We start from the raw sequence: 17071 nt of genomic DNA, 5'->3' as shown, positions 1-17071 counted from the left end.
TTACTCCTAAAATAAGAAATATTTCTTAGCCATTGGTACTGTTTCAACATAGTTTGAAGTGATTAATTCACCATTTACAGTCACATCATAAGTTTCAGGATCAACTTGAATATCTCCTATGAAATCATTTAGTTTCATATCTTTTTTACCAATATTTCTAGTATTTTTCACTTCTAATACTTGTTTTTCAATTCCAAGTTTATCTTTTAAATCTCCACTTGCAACTTTTGAAGTAAAGATAGCGCTTGTTTTAGCACTTGCTTTTCCTAAACTTCCAAACATAGGTCTATACATATTTGGTTCAGGTGTTGGAATAGAAGCATTAGAATCACCCATCATAGCAAGAGCTATAAATCCACCTTTTAATACAATCTCAGGTTTTACTCCAAAAAATGCTGGTGTCCAAAGAACTAAGTCAGCCATCTTACCAACTTCTACACTACCAACATGCTCATCAATTCCACAAGCAATAGCAGGGTTTATAGTATATTTTGCAACATATCTTTTGATTCTTTCATTATCACACTTTTCATCATCAGATTCTAAAGTCCCTCTTTGTTTTTTCATACTATCAGCAACTTGCCAAGTTCTAATAACAACTTCACCAACTCTACCCATAGCTTGTGAATCAGAACTAGTGATAGAAATAGCTCCAATATCATGAAGTACATCTTCAGCAGCGATTGTATTACCTCTAATTCTAGATTCTGCAAAACTTACATCTTCAGGAATCTTTGGGCTTAAGTGGTGACAAACCATAAGCATATCAAGGTGCTCTTCAATAGTATTTTTTGTATATGGAAGTGTTGGATTTGTACTTGATGGTAAAATATTTTCCATTCCAGCAACTTTCATAATATCAGGTGCGTGACCACCACCAGCACCTTCACTATGAAATGTATGGATAGTTCTATTTTTGAAACTATCAACTGTGTTATCCACAAATCCTGATTCATTTAAAGTATCAGTATGAATAGCAACTTGTACATCAAAATCATCTGCAACTTTTAAACATGTATCAATAGCATTTGGTGTACTTCCCCAGTCTTCATGAAGTTTTAATCCCATAGCTCCAGCTTCTATTTGCATTTTTAAAGCTTCATAAGATGAACTATTTCCTTTACCCATAAAACCAAAGTTCATAGGAATATCATCAACACTTTGAATCATCTTTGATATATTCCACTCACCAGGTGTACAAGTAGTAGCATTAGTACCAGTATTTGGACCCGTTCCTCCTCCTACCATAGTAGTAACACCTGAACTTAATGCCTCATCAATTTGACCAGGACTAATAAAGTGAATATGTGAATCAATTCCACCAGCAGTGATAATTTTACCCTCAGCTGATAAAATCTCAGTATTTGCACCTATTTCTAACTCAGGAGTAATTCCATCACATAGATTTGGATTTCCTGATTTTCCAATGGCTATTATAATCCCATCTTTGATACCAATATCAGCTTTGTAAATTCCAGTAAAATCTATAATAATCGCATTTGTGATAATTAAATCAGCTACTTCTGTTGCAGTTGGACTTTGTGCCATACCATCTCTAATAGTCTTACCACCACCAAATTTACTCTCTTCACCATATGTTGTGTAATCTTTTTCTATTTTAGCGATAAGTGAAGTATCTGCAAGTCTAAATCTATCATTTGTCGTTGGTCCATACATTGAAGCATATTTTTCTTTTGATATCTTCATCACTACTCTCCTAAAAATGTTTTTAAATTTTCTATTGCTTTTGCTTTAGTTGATTCATCATCTAAATTACCTTCAACTAAACCATTAAAACCACTCATATATCTTTTACCTGTAAAATCAACTAGCGTGATACTTTTCTTACTTCCTGGTTCAAATCTCACAGAAGTTCCAGCAGGAATATCAAGTCTTTTTCCATAGGCTTCAATTCTTTCAAAATTTAGCTCTTTATTTACTTCAAAAAAGTGATAGTGAGAACCTATTTGAACTGGTCTATCACCTTTGTTTTCTACTTCAATTGTAGTAGTCTCACAACCTGTATTTAATTCAATTTCACCCTCATCAATAAAATACTCACCTGGGGCAATATCATTCTTATCATAAGGAATTGGGTCATGAACAGTTACTAATTTTGTACCGTCATTAAAAGTAGCTTCTACTTGAACCATATGCATCATAGAAGCAACACCAGGAAGAACATCTTCTTCTTTTAGAACTTTTGTAGCATCTACCATAAGTTGTGCAACACTTTTCCCATCTCTTGCACCCTCTAAAATATAAGAACTCAAGATTGCTACAGCTTCTGGATAGTTTAGTTGTAAACCTCTTTCTTTTCGTTCACACGCTAATTTTGAAGCAGTATAAATAAGCAATTTCTCTTGCTCACGATTTGTTAAAAACATATGGCTAATTCCTCCTTAGTGATTTATTGTTTACCTAAAACAAATGCTTTTTTATTTAGATTTTTTCTATATAGTTCCCATATAGAAAACATACTGTTTTTTAATTCATACATAGAGTTTGAACTAATAACTCCGATGATGATTCTTTTTTCACAACTGTATGTGAAACTTTCAAATTCATTTGAATGTAAAAGATTTAAAAATTCATCATTGTTTTTTGTTTTTATGTACATCTTTGCAAAAATCTGATTTTGTGATGATTTTCTTTTAATGTAGTTTTTCAAACTATCTCCAGTAACTTCAAACTTCTCTAAATACTCTAATTTTTTGTTTTCATAAAAAGAGTTTTTAATAAGCATTGATGAAAAATCAAAGTTCTCAAAGCTTCTTCCATCAGTTAAGATATCTGTATAGAAAAAAGTTGATTCCTCATCAAAATTTAATCTAAAAGTTTGAATATATTTTGAATCTTTATATAAAATCAGTTCATCATTTATAAACTCTAAATTTGAGTTTTTTAAATCTATATTTATAGAGTTGATTCCATACTCTTTTTTTGATGGATAAATTTTTGTTGCTGATTCAGTTGTTATAATAAGATTTGAGTTTGATAGAGTAAATGCTGTTTTTACTCTATCTTTAGGAAAAATACCCTCACCTATATTTAATAGTTTTATATAGTTTTCGCACATCTTAAAATAATAGTGTCTTGATGGTAAACAAAGCTTATCTAAACTAAATCTATCATTTGTAAAACTAAACTTTATACTCATATTTTTCCTAAAATTTGTGTTTTTATTAGTAAATATTTTATCAAAAAAGTGTAGTCTACTTTTTCTTCATCTGTATATATTTTATACACATTTAAGGAGTTTGATTTTGAATTGATTTATTGATATATTTAGGAGGCAACACTAAAGCAACAAATATGAAAATTTTTTATTTTTTCTCTAAAATTCTTATATAATCTGCGGCTTCAGATTCACCCTCTTGCTTTGCTAATTTTAACCATTTTAAGGCTTCTACTTTTTGCTCATTTGTTATATTTTCAACACCTTTTCCTTTTGCTGTTGCAAGCATGATTCCATAAGCTAAATAAGCATCACTATTTTCATTTTCACAAGATTTTTTTAGCCAATACTCTGCTTTATCTATGTCTCTAGGTAGATGTATACCTTTTTCATACTCAATTCCAAGTTCATATTGTGCTCTATCATCATTTAGTTCTGCTGCCTTTTGGATGTATTTTAAAGCCTCTTTTCTATCTTTTTTTACACCATTACCTTGCTCGAAAAGATTTGCTAAATTTATCAGAGCAGTAGTATTTCCTTTCTTTGCTAAGTCTTCCCAAATAGCTCTAGCTTCATCATATTGTCCCATTTTAAATACTGCGTAAGCTTTTAGATTTAATACTGCATTTGTATCATTTTCACTTCTAGCATATAAAGAAAGATTTATTACAAAGATAAATATTATAAGTTTTATAAAAAGATTTTGCATATTTACTCCTATTGATAATTTGTATAAAACATTAGTAAATATTAACATATTAGGAGAGAAAAAAGAAGAGAATTAAATTCAGCTAATTTTATTTTTTAAGATTTTTATAGACTTCGTTATTTTCTCTTCTACCAACAGTTAGAACTAAAACAACTATTTGTTCATCTTTAACTTCATAAGCTAGTCTATAACCTATATTTCTTAGTTTGATTTTATAGACATTTTCAAAACCACTAAGCTTATCTTTTGGGATTCTTGGATTTTCAAGTCTTTCTTTTAGTTTCTTTTTGAATTGTTCTTTTATAGTACTATTTAGTTTTGACCACTCTTTTAAAGCCTTTGGATTAAACTCTAGACTATAACTCATCAATATCTACTTTGATAGATTTTTCACTATCATTTAATCTTTCTTCTACTAATTTAGATAATTGATATTCTTCTATTATTTCCATCATTTTTTCATAAGTTTTTGATGGAATTAAGTATGCACTTGGGCTATTATGATTTAAAATAGCTATTGCTTCATCTCCTGCATTTTTTAATAATTCAGTTGGAGATTTTTTAAGTTCTGTAATACTTGCTGTATAGTTTGCTAATATAGTATTCATTTTGATACCTTTTTAAGTACTTTTTTTAATACTTAATTATACATTTAATTTATGTTGTTGTCAATTTAGAGAAGAAAAAGAGAATATTAAAAGTGTCTGTTCCCTTTTTCTTATGGGTTTTAATGAAGAAGGTGTCTAAAAAAAGTGTCTATCCTTTTTTCCCTTAGGCTTAACAATATACAAAATAATAAAGTTAATACCTAAAGCAAAAATTGATATAATCAATAAAAGTACTATTATTGAAAGATTCCCAACTAAAAAGTTGGGAATAAAAAAGAAATATTTAAACCGACATATACTTCTTAATAATATCATCACTTAACTGGCTGATTTCACCATTTGCAACAACACTACCTCTATCTAGTACATAAAAGTCATCACCATGACGTCTTGCAAATGGTAGTTTTTGTTCTACTAACATTACTGTGATATTTTCTTCTTTTGTAAGGTAGTCTATTACTTCACCAATTTGAGCTACGATATTTGGTTGGATTCCTTCACTTGGTTCATCAAGTATTAAAAAATCTGGGTCGATACAAAGTGCTCTTGCAATTGCGAGTTGTTGTTGCTGACCACCTGATAAATCTCCACCTTTTCTATGAGCCATATCTTTTAAAACTGGAAATAAATCATAAATTTTAGAAGGAACTTCTTTGATTTTATTTCTATTTGATAGTACACCTATTTGAAGATTTTCTAAAACTGTAAGTTGTGAGAAAATCTCTCTTCCCTGTGGTACATATCCTATAGCAATACTTGCTCTTTTATGATCTGATAGTTTTGAAATATCACTTCCATTATAAATCAACCCACCATCTTTGATAGGAAGTAATCCCATGATTACTTTACTAAGTGTTGTTTTTCCAACACCATTTCTTCCCATAACACAAGTACATCTACCTTTTTTGAACTCTAAATCCAAATCCCATAAAGTGTGACTTTGTCCGTAAAATTGATTTACTTTTTCTATCTTTAACATATCTTATTCCCCCAAATATACTTTTCTTACATCTTCATTATTCTGTATTGCATCCATGTTACCCTCAGCTAAAACTGAACCTTCGTGAAGTACTGTAACTTTTTTTGCAATACTTCTAATAAACTCCATATCATGTTCCACTACAACAACTGCATTATCTTTTGCAAGATTTGTTAAAATCTCAGCAGTATTTTCTACCTCTTGTGGAGTCATACCAGCAACTGGTTCATCCACTAGTAATAGTTTTGGTTCTTGCATAATTAACATACCAATTTCTAGCCACTGTTTTTGACCGTGAGATAAGATGCCTGCTTCTTGACTAGATAATTCTTGAAGACCGATTAGTTTCATAGTCTCTTCGATTTTATCTCTTTGCTCACCATTTAATTTTGAAAAAAGAGTTTTGAAAAATCTTTTATCATCTTTCATAGCAAGTTCAAGATTTTCAAATACTGTATTGTTTTGAAAAACAGTTGGTTTTTGAAACTTTCTTCCTATCCCAATCTCAGCAATACTTGGCTCATCCATCTCTAGTAAATCAACAGCTTCACCAAAAATCACATGACCCGTATGCGGTTTTGTTTTACCAGTTACTACATCCATCATTGTAGATTTTCCTGCACCATTTGCACCAATAATACATCTAAGTTCACCATAATTGATAGAAAAACTTAGATTATTTAAGGCTTTGAATCCATCAAAACTAACACTTACACCATCTACTAAAAGGATTCTGTCACCCTTTTTTAGATTTCCAATTCTTTGTTCATTTTCGTGTTTTAATAGTTTCATTTCTACGCCTTTTTAACTTTTGAATTAATTTGAGATATAAGCCCTACTACACCTTTTGGTAAGTATAAAGTTACTACAACAAATAGTGCACCAAGTGCATATAACCAAACTTCTGGAAGAGCTGATGTGAAGTATGTACTTGCATAACTTACAATAATAGCTCCAATAATTGCTCCATATAAAGTTCCTCTTCCACCAATTGCAACCCAAATTACAAGTTCAATTGAGAACAGTGGACTAAATACACCAGGATTGATAATCCCAACTTGTGGTACATATAAAGCACCTGCAATAGCAGCTAATACAGCTGATACTACAAATATAAATAGTTTATATTGTTCTACTTTGTATCCCAAAAACCTTACTCTACTTTCAGCATCTCTAATAGAAATTACTACTCTACCAAGTCTTGAGTTGATGATAAATCTACAGATTAAATATCCTGCTGCTAAAGCTAAAAATGTGATGATTAAAAGCCCTACTCTAGTAGTATCAGCTTGAAGATCAAATCCTAAAATATCTTTAAAATCTGTTAGACCGTTGTTTCCACCAAATCCCATATCATTTCTAAAGAATGCTAACATAAGTGCATATGTTAAAGCTTGAGTGATGATTGAAAGGTAAACTCCTGTAACTCTTGATTTAAATGCTAACCAACCAAATACAAAAGCCAAAATACCTGGAACTAAAGCTACCATAATTAGTGCAAATAAAGGATTATCAAAACCATACCAAAACCATGGTAACTCTTTTAAGTTCATAAATACCATGAAGTCAGGTAATTCAGGGTTTCCATAAACCCCTCTATCACCGATTTGTCTCATAAGATACATAGCCCAAGCATATCCACCAAGGGCGAAAAATGCACCATGACCAAGACTAAGAACACCTAAATAACCCCAAACTAAATCAAGTGCAAGTGCTAAAAGAGCAAATGCTAAATATTTACCTAAAATCGTAACTGTAAAAGTCGAAATATAAAACACTGAATCAGCAGGAACAAATAAATTACAAAATGCAACTACAAGTACTACAACTGCTAGAGTTGAAAGTACTATTTTCCCACCTTTGTCATTTTCTAAAATTTTTAATACTAATGGTTGTCTCATGGCCTAGTCCTCTGCATCTCTTCCCTTTTGTGGGAAAAGACCTCTTGGTTTCTTTTGAATAAATAAAATAATAAATACTAAGATGATAACTTTTGCTAAAACTGCTCCTGCAACTGGTTCGATGAATTTATTGATTTCACCAAGTGAGAATGCAGCGATTAGTGTTCCCCATAAGTTACCAACTCCACCAAATACAACAACCATAAATGAATCTACAATATATGCTTGTCCTAAATTTGGTCCAACATTTGTAAGCTGAGATAGTGCAACTCCTGCAACTCCTGCAATACCAGAACCAATACCAAATGTCATAGCATCGATATAACTTGATTTGATACCCATTGCTCTTGCGATTGGTCTATTTTGAGAAACTGCTCGCACTTTTAAACCTAAGCTTGTTTTTTTCATCACATATAAAATTGCAAGGAAAACAATCACTGCAAAAATAATGATATATAATCTATTGTATGTTAAAGATAATGCACTATTAACTTCAAGTGCACCACTCATCCAATCTGGTGTTTTAACCTCTTGATTTAGTGGAGAATAAATAGTTCTTACTAGTTGTTGTAAAATTAAACTAATACCGAATGTGGCTAAAAGTGTTTCAAGTGGTCTTCCATATAAGTGTCTGATAACTAATCTTTCAATTAAAATACCTACAATTCCACTTACAATAAATGCTGCAGGAATCGCAATAATAATTGAATACTCAATAAGACCTGGCATGATTTGTTGGATTGTATATGTTGTATATGCTCCAATCATGATTAACTCACCATGAGCCATATTAATTACTTTCATAACACCAAATGTAATAGCTAGTCCAATTGCAGCTAAAAGTAAAACTGAACCTTGAGATAAACCAAAAAATGCAGTTTCTAATACAGAATAGAAACTTCTAGAGCTTTCAACAGATGCTATTGATTTTGCTGCTGCTTTTTTAAGTTCAACACTTGATGATTTATTTTGTTCAATGGCTTTTAGTGTTGCTAATGATTTAGATGAGATAAAATCTCCAAGTGCAACTACAGCATTTAACTGCTGTTCACCTGTGTAATTATTAGCAACAATAATATTTTTTGCTTCAGTTAAAACTTCAATTATATTTGAGTCTTTTTCACTTTTTAAAGCTTTGTTTATAAGCTCTTCATCATCAATTGACACGTTATCTAAAATATTTTTTGCTGATTTTAATCTTTTATCTCTATTTTTAGAGAAAAGATTCATCTGTGCTAGTAGATTTTTTATAACACTTCTTAATTTATTATTTGTTTTAACCTTTTTTAAACTGTACTTATCAATAGCTGGTAGTGCAGAGTTTGTTAAAAGATCAATTGTATGATATGAATTTCCTTCTTTTTTATCTAAAATCACAAAAGTCTTTTCTTCTTTTGTAACATAGATATCACCTTGTACCATTTTTGATAAAAGAATTGATAATCTATCATCTTCGCTATAGTTGTTTGCTAATTGCTCTACTATTTGTTGTTTTGTTTTAAAACTTTTTGTATCTAAAGCTTTAATATCTTCTTCAAATGAAGCTGAAAACATAGATGATAGGATTAATAAATTAAGAAAAATTATTTTAAATATTGTTTTCATTTAGTAGTCCTGATTGTTTTTTTGTAAGGATAAAAGAGAGGGAGAGTTCTCTCTTTTATCTTTTAGTTATAAGTTATTAGAAATTTTGACCTGAACACTTTTTAGTAATAGTGTTGTAGTTACCACAGTTGATTGGTGCAGTCCAGTCAGAGATTACATCTTTTGAACTTGGTAAGAAATCAGACCATGCATCACCTGCAACTTCACCTTCAGTTGACCATACTGTTTCAAATTGACCGTCTTCTTGAATTTCACCAATTAATACTGGTTTTGTTAAGTGGTGGTTTTTAAGCATTGTTGCAGTTCCACCTGTTAAGTTTGGAGTTGATAATCCAATAATTGCTTTTGAAACAGCATCTACATCAGTAGTTCCAGCTTTTTCAACAGCTTTTACCCATAAGTTAAATCCAATGTAAGTAGCTTCCATTGGGTCATTTGTAACTCTTTTATCATCTTTGATAAATGTTTTCCATGCTTTGATGAATTTATCATTTTCAGGAGACTCTGCAGATTGGAAGTAGTTCCATGCAGCTAAGTGTCCAACTAATGGTTTAGTATCAAGACCTGATAACTCTTCTTCACCAACTGAGAATGCAACAACTGGAATATCTTCAGCACTAATACCTTGGTTACCTAATTCTTTATAGAAAGGAACGTTTGCGTCACCATTGATTGTAGAAACAACTGCTGTTTTCTTACCAGCAGATCCGAATTTTTTGATATCAGATACGATTGATTGCCAGTCAGAGTGTCCAAATGGAGTATAGTTAATCATGATATCTTCTTTTGCAACACCTTTTTCAAGTAAATAAGACTCTAAGATTTTGTTTGTAGTTCTTGGGTAAACATAATCAGTACCAGCTAAAACAAATCTTTTTACACCTAAATCTTTCATTAAGTAATCAACTGCTGGAATAGCTTGTTGGTTTGGCGCAGCACCTGTATAGAATACATTTTTAGATGACTCTTCACCCTCATATTGTACTGGGTAGAATAATAATCCGTTTAACTCTTCAACAACTGGTAAAACAGATTTTCTAGATACTGATGTCCAACAACCAAATGTTACATCTACTTTATCTTTAGTTAATAGTCCTCTCATTTTTTCAGCAAATAAAGGCCAGTTTGAAGCTGGGTCAACAACTACAGGCTCTAGTTTTTTTCCTAAAACTCCACCTTTTTTATTTTGTTCTTCAATTAACATTAAAACTGTATCTTTTAATGTAGTTTCTGAAATCGCCATTGTTCCTGATAATGAGTGTAATACACCAACTTTAATAGTATCAGCAGCGTGTGCTAACATTCCTCCGATTAAAGCAGAAGCTACAACTGCTTTTGCAAACGTTCTCTTCATGTTCGTACTCCTTTTATATTAAGTCATCTTGACTTCTGATTGGAAGTATAAAATAGAAGTGTTGTTTAAGTGTTGTTTTTAGTAGTAATTATAAAGAGTACTTGTATATAAAGTATACAAATACTTTTTTATGAGAAATATAAATTAGCGACAATAGCAAGAATAACAACTATTTTCACAATTATAATTTGTGCAATTTTATTTTGCTTAATTTTTTCAATCATGTTCTAATCCTTTTTTAAAAGTCAATTATAAAGTATTTGCACTTATATATTTGTTCATTTTCTTCATTATTTCAATTTAATATATGATGAAAATTAGCTATTTATTGTTATTTCCTGCCCCTATTTCCAATAAAAGTATGGTAAAATATGGTAAAGGAGTTTTTATGACTAGAAAAATGACAATAACACTTGAAGAAGAACTACTAACATCACTTGATAATGAAGCTTTAAAAAGTGGTAAGAAAAAAACTCAGATTATAAGAGAAGCTTTAAATTTATACTTAAATATAAGTTCAAAAGGAGAGAAAATTAAAGCTTGGGAAGAAGAGAATAAAAAAGCCATAGACTCATATAATAAGATGGTAGAAGAAGATGGACTTATTCTAAAAAGTTCTAGGATGTTTTAATGGCTCAATTTGATGTATATATAAATGAAAATAATCTAACAAATCAAAGAGTGCCTTATCTTCTAAATGTTCAAAACGATATATTAAAATCACTAAATACAAGAGTTGTAATACCACTGGTTAGAGACTTAAAAGGTGTACAAGGTCTTACAAAAGAGCTTATAATAAATGATGAAAAAGTATATCTAACAACTGCCCAAATGGGTGCAGTGATGATAAGTGAATTAAAACAAAAAGTTGTAAGTCTAGAAGATGAAAAAGAAGAGATAAAAAACTCTATTGATTTTTTGATTTATGGGTTTTAATGAAGAAGGTGCCTAAAAAAAGTGTCTATCCTTTTTTTTCCTCAGGCTTAACAATATACAAAATAATAAAGTTAATAACAGATTATTAAAAGTTTAATATTGATTCATACTCCAAAGTCCTAATGAAAATTCTTACAAAGATTTTCAATTACTAAATTATATTCATCATCTGTTAGTTTTGCAATTTTTTCTTTGATTCTAATTTTTGATAAAGTTCTTATTTTATTGATTAAAATATCTGAATCTTGTTTTAAATCACTTCTTGATTTAATTCTCATTCTGTATGGTTGCATATCATCTATTAAATCAGTTGATAAAGGAAGTAAAATAACAGTATCTAAAATAGAATTTTCATCATCTCCTGAGATAATTACAGCTGGTCTGATTTTACCAACTTCATCACCTTTTTTTGGATAAAGATTTACTATTACAATATCACCTCTATTTAATTCCATCATCAACTCCAAGTTCTGCAAATTCTAAATCTTGATGTTGTTTTAATTTTTTAAGTTTTGCTAGTTTTTCTTCTCTATCAATCTTTTCAATCAATGGTCTAATTTGTTCTTCATATTTTGAAGAGATAAAATATCCTAAAGTTATATGTTTTCTTCTATCAATAATTTCAGCTATATCCATAGCTTTTATTAATGATGGTTTATTTTGAATATCTGTAACACCATAAGTTGTCATATTATATCCTTTATATATTTTTAATCTATAAGAATTATATCTTATATTTTAAAATATAACAACTTAATGTATTAATCCATTAACATATCATATGATTCTAAAGTATTTTCATATTCATCTTTTTGATAAGTAATATAAAACTTTGTTCCTTCTAAACTACCATTTGATTGCTTCATATTCCAAAACTCATTTGCAAAATCATCATATGCTACAATAAAAAGTTCTTGACCTTCATTATCAAAAGTTAAGCATATTGATTCTGGACATGTTTCTATTTTTTTCATAGTTACAAAAGCTTCTTCTGATGCACATAAAAATGTTCCAATTGCAAATAGACAAATAATTATTTTTTTCATAATACTCCTTTTATAAGAATATTATAACATTATTTTATCTATTTACACTTATCATACAAATCTTTTAACTCTAAATTCAAAGCATTTGAAGAGATATAAACTTCCCAAAGTGAGATTACAAGTGATACACACATAGTTAGTAAACTAAGACCAAAAACATCTCTACCAAAATTGTAATATCCTAAAAAAAGTGCAAACATAGAGATAGTACAAAGTAGTATTGAAACCACTCCAAAAAACTGCATCCATTTTGTTAGTTCTAATCTTTTTTTTAGATTTTCAATTTGTCCTGAAAGTTCATGTCCACCGTGCGTTCTTGCTTGATTAGAAATTGACCGTATTAATTGTCCTGTTGTTAGAAATCTATTTGTATATGCTAAAAGCAGTAGTGAAATAGCTGGGAAAAGAAGTGCTGGTGTTGATATTTCAATATCCATAATTTATTAAAATCCTTTATTTTATTTTTTCATAGTTTCTACAAGAAGTATCATCACCATATTCACAACCAAGTTTTAACATCTCTTTTGTTTTTTGAATACTTGAAGTAACTCCTAAACCATTATAATACATAAGAGCAAGATTATTACAAGATGTTCCTTTTTTTTCAATACAAGCTTTAGAATAAAGTTCAAACGCTTTTTTATAGTCTCTTTTTACACCTTTTTTATTTTCATACATTAAGGCTAAATTATGGCAAGCATCTGCATCATTTTTATCACAAGCAAATTCAAAATATTTTTTTGCTTTTAAAAGATTTTTCTCAATTATCTTACCATCATAAAAAATTACTCCTAAGTTATAACATCCAAATGAATCACCCAACTTACAAGATTTTTCATATAAATCTTTTGCTTTTAATTGGTTTTGAGTTATTCCCTTTCCTTTGTCATATATTAATGCGAGATTATAACAAGCAAAACCATGATTTAATTCACAAGCTTTTTTATATAAGTTAGTTGCTTTTTTCAAATCTTGTTTTAAAAGTTTACCTTCATCATACATAACTGCAAGGTTATAACAAGCTCTTGGTTGATAGTTTTCACAAGCTTTATTAAAAAGCTTTATAGCTTCACTAATTTGTCCATTATTTCTTAATTCAATTGCTTTATCAACATTATTTGCATATACATTAACACTCAATAAAATAAATATTATTAGATATATAAATTTCATAAAGACTCCTAAAATATTTTTTATGATTTAATTATATCTAAGCTAAATTACTTATTTATTATATTTGATTATTATTTTTTTACAAAACTGTGGAATAAATAAATATTTATTTAATAGGATATTATAATAAATTATTATAGTATTTTCATAGTAGGTTGAATTTCATAAAAGTTAATCAAGGATTTAAAATGTTATTACATTTAAACACCAAAAAAAGGATACTTCTCAATTTAATTTTGAGTTTGACAGGTTTTGCAACTTTGACACTTGTTGCAATATTAAATAAAGGTGATATTCTATCATTAGTTATTGTTAATATACTTTTTATAACAGTAATTACATATTTAAGTCTTTACTCCATGAAAAGAATTTGTGGTGGGATAGATAGGCTAAAAAGATACATCGATGATTTGATGGACTTTGCTTTCTTTAAAACAAATAGAATAAGAAGAGCTGAATTTATAAAAAATGATGATATAGGGCATATTTTAAAAGAATTAAACAAATATGTTGATAAATTTGATGTAATGAGAAAAAATGATATGCACGTTTTGGGAGAAGTCGTAATATCATTAAATAAAGTTTCTCAAGGAATTTATATTTCAAAAATAAATGCAAACTCTGAAAATTTTATGATTATGACTTTAAAAAAGATAGTTAATGAAATGCTCGAAACAACAAATAAAAACATGGAAGAGCTTGTAGATATAATGGATAAATATACTCATCAAGACTACCGACATCAAATGAAAATAAATCCTATACTAAAAGGTAAAATGTTAGTAACAATGGAGCAAATTAATAAATTAGGAAGAGAATTAAATGATAATGCTAAACAAAATTTAAAAAATGGGAATTTATTAGAATCAAACTCTGAAAAAACCAATGAATCAATAAAAAATCTTGTTTCAAGAGCAAATGAACAAGCAGCATCATTAGAACAAACGGCTGCTGCACTTGAAGAGATTACTTCTATTACAAAAAACAATACATTAAATGCAAGAAAAATGTCTGATTTAAGTAAAAATGTTAAAGAATCTGTAAAATTAGGAGAAAAACTCTCACTAGAAACTGCATCTTCTATGGATGAAATAAATGATGGAATGAGTGCTGTTAATGAAGCAATTACAGTTATTGACCAAATAGCTTTCCAAACAAATATTTTATCACTAAATGCTGCTGTTGAAGCTGCAACTGCTGGTGAGGCTGGAAAAGGATTTGCAGTAGTTGCACAAGAAGTTAGAAACCTAGCAACAAGAAGTGCAGAAGCTGCAAAAGAGATAAAACAATTAGTAGAAACTGCAACTTTAAAAGCAAATGAAGGGAAAAAAATATCTGATAATATGAGTAAGGGATATGAAGAGTTAAATAATGCAATCTCTGAAACTATAGATATTATTCAAGATGTTAGTAGTGCATCAAATGAACAACTAACAGGAATTGAACAAATTAATGATGCTGTATCAATTTTAGATAAAGTTACTCAAGAAAATGCAAATGAAGCAACAAATGTTGCAAAATATACAAGTGAAACTCTTGAGTTGGCCCACCTTTTAGTAGAAGATGCTAAAACAAAAAAAGTAAACTAAGGATATCTGATGAATAAAGAAATAGTTTTAGATGATAATGCATTTTTAGTTAGCGAAACAGATGAAAAAGGAATTATTCTATTTGCAAATGATGACTTTTGTAAAATTGCAGAATATGGAGTTGATGAACTTATAGGGCAACCTCATAACTTAGTAAGGCATGAAGATATGCCAAAGGCTGCCTTCAAAGATTTATGGAATACTGTAAAAAAAGAAGAAATTTGGAGTGGATACGTTAAAAATAAAACAAAATCAGGTAACTACTATTGGGTTTTTGCAACTGTTTTTCCAAGTATAAATGCCCAAGGCAACAGAACATATTTATCTTGTAGAAGAAAAGCTTCTCAAGAAGAAATTAATGAACATATTAAGTTATATGAACAATTGATTAAAGAGGAAAAATAAAAAGAGTTTTTACTCTTTTTAGAGACTGTTTAGAGTTTTGTGTCAAATCCTGATAGTTGAATAAAACTATATCATATTCATAATTATTTGTAAATTTAATTCCACTAATAATAAATCAACTTGACAAACATATTTTATTATATTAGAATATTCTAATATAATTATATTGGAGTTTATATGAGTGAAGAATGTTATAGAGAGTCAAGTAATATCAGTGAAGTTGAAAAAGCTAAGAGTTTTATTTCTGATAATCATTTAGAGATAGAAAAAGAATCAGAAAAATTAGCACTACTGTCAAATAGTGTTAGACTAAAAATTGTATTACTACTTAAAAACTTCAATAAACTTTGTGTATGTGACATTGGTGAAATATTAGAAGTTAATCAATCTGCAATTTCACAACACCTTAGAAAATTAAAAGATGGTGGAATATTGAATAAATCAAGAGAAGGTTTAACTATTTACTATTTTATTGATGAAGTGAATAACCCTGATTTAATAGGTTTATTAGAAAAAATATTTTTATTCAAGGAATAAGTATGGAATTTATATTAAATTTTTTGCAAAGCTTTTGGGAACTATCAGTAATGATAGGTCTATATGTTTTAATTGGATTAATTTTTGTAGGAATAATCCACCTATATATTTCAGAAGATTGGATTAAAAAACATTTAGGTGAAGATAATAAATATAGTGCTTTAAAAGGGGCATTATATGGTATTCCTCTTCCTCTTTGTTCTTGTGGTGTAATACCTTTGGCTACAAGTTTAAGACAAAAAGGTGCTTCTAAAAAAGCTGTGACAAGTTTTTATATTACTACTCCAATGACTGGAATTGATTCAATTATAGCTACATATGGAGTATTTGGTCTTCCAATGGCAATAATTAGAGTTATTTCAAGTTTCATTAGTGGAGTTGTTGCTGGTAGTTTTGTAAAAGAATCATATGATGACATTCAAGAAGAAGAGAAAAAGTCTTGTTGTAGTTCTTCTTGTTGTGGTTCTTCTTCTAATGAAGTAGTAAAAGAGAGTCAATTTAAAAAAGCATATGATTATGCAATGAATGAAGTTTTTAGTGATTTAGCAAAACCAATGTTTTATGGTCTAATATTAGCAACTTTATTTTTGCTTTTAATTCCAAATAATGGGATTGAATTTTTAAATGATAATTTATTTATCGCTTATGCATTAGTTTTTTTAGTTGCATTACCTTTATATGTATGTTCTATTTCAGCCATTCCTATTGCTTTATCAATGTTAGCAGTTGGAGTAAGTCCTGGAGTAGCTTTTATTTTTTTAGCAGCAGCTCCTGCTACAAATATCATTACAGCAGGGATTATAAAGAAAATTCTTGGAAATGATGTCTTAATAATATATCTTATCTCAATTATTGTAGTCACTGTTTCATTTGCATTAATGATTGATTTTGCATTTCCAAAAGAATGGTTTGTTTATACATTAGATAGTTTAGAAAGTGAATCAAAATCAATACTTGATATAGGTGGTGCTATTATATTTTTAGTCACTATGTTTTATTTTGTTGGTAAGCAATGGATTAAGTCTATATCTTCAAAAAAGAATTAAAGTAG

At 29.1% G+C, this 17071-nt stretch carries 22 protein-coding genes; 6 read left to right on the top strand and 16 right to left on the bottom strand.

Features of this window, described 5'->3' with window-relative positions; translation table 11 throughout:
• Positions 1–6: 6 nt before the first annotated feature.
• From ureC to urtA, 11 genes are all read right to left on the bottom strand, one after another.
• A complete protein-coding gene (ureC, locus tag APAC_RS04395) occupies positions 7–1707 on the bottom strand; it encodes an urease subunit alpha (RefSeq protein ID WP_130232964.1) in 1701 nt (566 codons plus the stop codon).
• Between the two features lie 2 nt (positions 1708–1709).
• Entirely contained in the window at positions 1710–2387 is a 678-nt protein-coding gene (locus APAC_RS04390) for an urease subunit beta (protein ID WP_130232963.1), read from the bottom strand.
• Between the two features lie 23 nt (positions 2388–2410).
• On the bottom strand, positions 2411–3160 hold the full coding sequence (locus APAC_RS04385) for an urease accessory protein UreD (RefSeq protein WP_130232962.1): 750 nt from the start codon (positions 3158–3160) through the stop codon (positions 2411–2413).
• 166 nt (positions 3161–3326) lie between these two features.
• Positions 3327–3887, bottom strand: coding sequence for a tetratricopeptide repeat protein (locus APAC_RS04380; RefSeq protein ID WP_170170112.1), 561 nt, complete (start codon positions 3885–3887; stop codon positions 3327–3329).
• 88 nt (positions 3888–3975) lie between these two features.
• Complete coding sequence (locus tag APAC_RS04375) at positions 3976–4254, bottom strand: type II toxin-antitoxin system RelE family toxin (RefSeq protein ID WP_130232960.1); 279 nt, start codon at positions 4252–4254, stop codon at positions 3976–3978.
• The gene (locus APAC_RS04370; protein ID WP_130232959.1) at positions 4244–4495 is read right to left on the bottom strand and encodes a type II toxin-antitoxin system prevent-host-death family antitoxin; all 252 of its coding nucleotides are present in this window, start codon (positions 4493–4495) and stop codon (positions 4244–4246) included. Before APAC_RS04370 ends, APAC_RS04375 begins: the two co-directional genes overlap by 11 nt.
• A 283-nt stretch (positions 4496–4778) precedes the next feature.
• Positions 4779–5474 carry an urea ABC transporter ATP-binding subunit UrtE gene (urtE, locus tag APAC_RS04365; RefSeq protein WP_130232958.1) on the bottom strand — a complete coding sequence of 232 codons (696 nt, stop codon included), beginning with the start codon at positions 5472–5474 and terminating at the stop codon, positions 4779–4781.
• Between the two features lie 3 nt (positions 5475–5477).
• Positions 5478–6266 carry an urea ABC transporter ATP-binding protein UrtD gene (gene urtD / locus APAC_RS04360; RefSeq protein WP_130232957.1) on the bottom strand — a complete coding sequence of 263 codons (789 nt, stop codon included), beginning with the start codon at positions 6264–6266 and terminating at the stop codon, positions 5478–5480.
• A 2-nt stretch (positions 6267–6268) separates the two neighbouring features.
• On the bottom strand, positions 6269–7375 hold the full coding sequence (urtC, locus tag APAC_RS04355) for an urea ABC transporter permease subunit UrtC (RefSeq protein ID WP_130232956.1): 1107 nt from the start codon (positions 7373–7375) through the stop codon (positions 6269–6271).
• A gap of 3 nt (positions 7376–7378) precedes the next feature.
• Positions 7379–8980, bottom strand: a complete 1602-nt coding sequence (urtB, locus tag APAC_RS04350) for an urea ABC transporter permease subunit UrtB (RefSeq protein ID WP_130232955.1) — start codon at positions 8978–8980, stop codon at positions 7379–7381.
• A gap of 76 nt (positions 8981–9056) precedes the next feature.
• Positions 9057–10334, bottom strand: a complete 1278-nt coding sequence (urtA, locus tag APAC_RS04345; protein ID WP_130232954.1) for an urea ABC transporter substrate-binding protein — start codon at positions 10332–10334, stop codon at positions 9057–9059.
• 388 nt (positions 10335–10722) lie between these two features.
• Here urtA and APAC_RS04340 point away from each other — a divergent pair, with 388 nt between their 5' ends.
• Both APAC_RS04340 and APAC_RS04335 read left to right on the top strand, forming a co-directional pair.
• Positions 10723–10965: a type II toxin-antitoxin system CcdA family antitoxin gene (locus APAC_RS04340; RefSeq protein WP_170170111.1), complete on the top strand. Its 243-nt coding sequence runs from the start codon at positions 10723–10725 to the stop codon at positions 10963–10965.
• Complete coding sequence (locus APAC_RS04335) at positions 10965–11270, top strand: CcdB family protein (protein ID WP_130232952.1); 306 nt, start codon at positions 10965–10967, stop codon at positions 11268–11270. Before APAC_RS04340 ends, APAC_RS04335 begins: the two co-directional genes overlap by 1 nt.
• Positions 11271–11389: 119 nt before the next feature.
• Here APAC_RS04335 and APAC_RS04330 read toward each other — a convergent pair whose 3' ends face one another.
• From APAC_RS04330 to APAC_RS04310, 5 genes are all read right to left on the bottom strand, one after another.
• Positions 11390–11725 carry a type II toxin-antitoxin system PemK/MazF family toxin gene (locus tag APAC_RS04330; protein ID WP_170170110.1) on the bottom strand — a complete coding sequence of 112 codons (336 nt, stop codon included), beginning with the start codon at positions 11723–11725 and terminating at the stop codon, positions 11390–11392.
• Positions 11712–11960, bottom strand: a complete 249-nt coding sequence (locus APAC_RS04325; RefSeq protein WP_130232950.1) for a hypothetical protein — start codon at positions 11958–11960, stop codon at positions 11712–11714. Before APAC_RS04325 ends, APAC_RS04330 begins: the two co-directional genes overlap by 14 nt.
• Positions 11961–12031: 71 nt before the next feature.
• On the bottom strand, positions 12032–12316 hold the full coding sequence (locus APAC_RS04320) for a hypothetical protein (protein ID WP_130232949.1): 285 nt from the start codon (positions 12314–12316) through the stop codon (positions 12032–12034).
• A 38-nt stretch (positions 12317–12354) separates the two neighbouring features.
• Positions 12355–12753, bottom strand: a complete 399-nt coding sequence (locus APAC_RS04315; protein ID WP_130232948.1) for a DUF2721 domain-containing protein — start codon at positions 12751–12753, stop codon at positions 12355–12357.
• 16 nt (positions 12754–12769) lie between these two features.
• The gene (locus APAC_RS04310) at positions 12770–13489 is read right to left on the bottom strand and encodes a tetratricopeptide repeat protein (protein WP_130232947.1); all 720 of its coding nucleotides are present in this window, start codon (positions 13487–13489) and stop codon (positions 12770–12772) included.
• A 188-nt stretch (positions 13490–13677) separates the two neighbouring features.
• Here APAC_RS04310 and APAC_RS13555 point away from each other — a divergent pair, with 188 nt between their 5' ends.
• The 4 genes from APAC_RS13555 (at position 13678) to APAC_RS04290 (ending at position 17066) form a co-directional block, all read left to right on the top strand.
• The gene (locus APAC_RS13555) at positions 13678–15078 is read left to right on the top strand and encodes a methyl-accepting chemotaxis protein (RefSeq protein WP_130232946.1); all 1401 of its coding nucleotides are present in this window, start codon (positions 13678–13680) and stop codon (positions 15076–15078) included.
• Positions 15079–15087: 9 nt separating this feature from the next.
• On the top strand, positions 15088–15483 hold the full coding sequence (locus APAC_RS04300; RefSeq protein ID WP_130232945.1) for a PAS domain-containing protein: 396 nt from the start codon (positions 15088–15090) through the stop codon (positions 15481–15483).
• A gap of 177 nt (positions 15484–15660) precedes the next feature.
• Positions 15661–16020: an ArsR/SmtB family transcription factor gene (locus APAC_RS04295; RefSeq protein WP_129083585.1), complete on the top strand. Its 360-nt coding sequence runs from the start codon at positions 15661–15663 to the stop codon at positions 16018–16020.
• Between the two features lie 2 nt (positions 16021–16022).
• On the top strand, positions 16023–17066 hold the full coding sequence (locus APAC_RS04290) for a permease (protein ID WP_130232944.1): 1044 nt from the start codon (positions 16023–16025) through the stop codon (positions 17064–17066).
• The last annotated feature ends 5 nt before the right edge of the window (positions 17067–17071 follow it).

Origin of the sequence: Malaciobacter pacificus (assembly GCF_004214795.1) — a bacterium.
Taxonomy (GTDB): Bacteria; Campylobacterota; Campylobacteria; order Campylobacterales; family Arcobacteraceae; genus Malaciobacter_A; species Malaciobacter_A pacificus.
This window is presented reverse-complemented; position numbering and strand designations above follow the sequence as displayed.

Excerpts from the sequence above, each read along its gene's own strand:
- ureC (WP_130232964.1), bottom strand. The coding sequence starts at position 1,707 with ATGAAGATATCAAAAGAAAAATATGCTTCAATGTATGGACCAACGACA.
- APAC_RS04390 (WP_130232963.1), bottom strand. The coding sequence starts at position 2,387 with ATGTTTTTAACAAATCGTGAGCAAGAGAAATTGCTTATTTATACTGCT.
- APAC_RS04385 (WP_130232962.1), bottom strand. The coding sequence starts at position 3,160 with ATGAGTATAAAGTTTAGTTTTACAAATGATAGATTTAGTTTAGATAAG.
- APAC_RS04380 (WP_170170112.1), bottom strand. The coding sequence starts at position 3,887 with ATGCAAAATCTTTTTATAAAACTTATAATATTTATCTTTGTAATAAAT.
- APAC_RS04375 (WP_130232960.1), bottom strand. The coding sequence starts at position 4,254 with ATGAGTTATAGTCTAGAGTTTAATCCAAAGGCTTTAAAAGAGTGGTCA.
- APAC_RS04370 (WP_130232959.1), bottom strand. The coding sequence starts at position 4,495 with ATGAATACTATATTAGCAAACTATACAGCAAGTATTACAGAACTTAAA.
- urtE (WP_130232958.1), bottom strand. The coding sequence starts at position 5,474 with ATGTTAAAGATAGAAAAAGTAAATCAATTTTACGGACAAAGTCACACT.
- urtD (WP_130232957.1), bottom strand. The coding sequence starts at position 6,266 with ATGAAACTATTAAAACACGAAAATGAACAAAGAATTGGAAATCTAAAA.
- urtC (WP_130232956.1), bottom strand. The coding sequence starts at position 7,375 with ATGAGACAACCATTAGTATTAAAAATTTTAGAAAATGACAAAGGTGGG.
- urtB (WP_130232955.1), bottom strand. The coding sequence starts at position 8,980 with ATGAAAACAATATTTAAAATAATTTTTCTTAATTTATTAATCCTATCA.
- urtA (WP_130232954.1), bottom strand. The coding sequence starts at position 10,334 with ATGAAGAGAACGTTTGCAAAAGCAGTTGTAGCTTCTGCTTTAATCGGA.
- APAC_RS04340 (WP_170170111.1), top strand. The coding sequence starts at position 10,723 with ATGACTAGAAAAATGACAATAACACTTGAAGAAGAACTACTAACATCA.
- APAC_RS04335 (WP_130232952.1), top strand. The coding sequence starts at position 10,965 with ATGGCTCAATTTGATGTATATATAAATGAAAATAATCTAACAAATCAA.
- APAC_RS04330 (WP_170170110.1), bottom strand. The coding sequence starts at position 11,725 with ATGGAATTAAATAGAGGTGATATTGTAATAGTAAATCTTTATCCAAAA.
- APAC_RS04325 (WP_130232950.1), bottom strand. The coding sequence starts at position 11,960 with ATGACAACTTATGGTGTTACAGATATTCAAAATAAACCATCATTAATA.
- APAC_RS04320 (WP_130232949.1), bottom strand. The coding sequence starts at position 12,316 with ATGAAAAAAATAATTATTTGTCTATTTGCAATTGGAACATTTTTATGT.
- APAC_RS04315 (WP_130232948.1), bottom strand. The coding sequence starts at position 12,753 with ATGGATATTGAAATATCAACACCAGCACTTCTTTTCCCAGCTATTTCA.
- APAC_RS04310 (WP_130232947.1), bottom strand. The coding sequence starts at position 13,489 with ATGAAATTTATATATCTAATAATATTTATTTTATTGAGTGTTAATGTA.
- APAC_RS13555 (WP_130232946.1), top strand. The coding sequence starts at position 13,678 with ATGTTATTACATTTAAACACCAAAAAAAGGATACTTCTCAATTTAATT.
- APAC_RS04300 (WP_130232945.1), top strand. The coding sequence starts at position 15,088 with ATGAATAAAGAAATAGTTTTAGATGATAATGCATTTTTAGTTAGCGAA.
- APAC_RS04295 (WP_129083585.1), top strand. The coding sequence starts at position 15,661 with ATGAGTGAAGAATGTTATAGAGAGTCAAGTAATATCAGTGAAGTTGAA.
- APAC_RS04290 (WP_130232944.1), top strand. The coding sequence starts at position 16,023 with ATGGAATTTATATTAAATTTTTTGCAAAGCTTTTGGGAACTATCAGTA.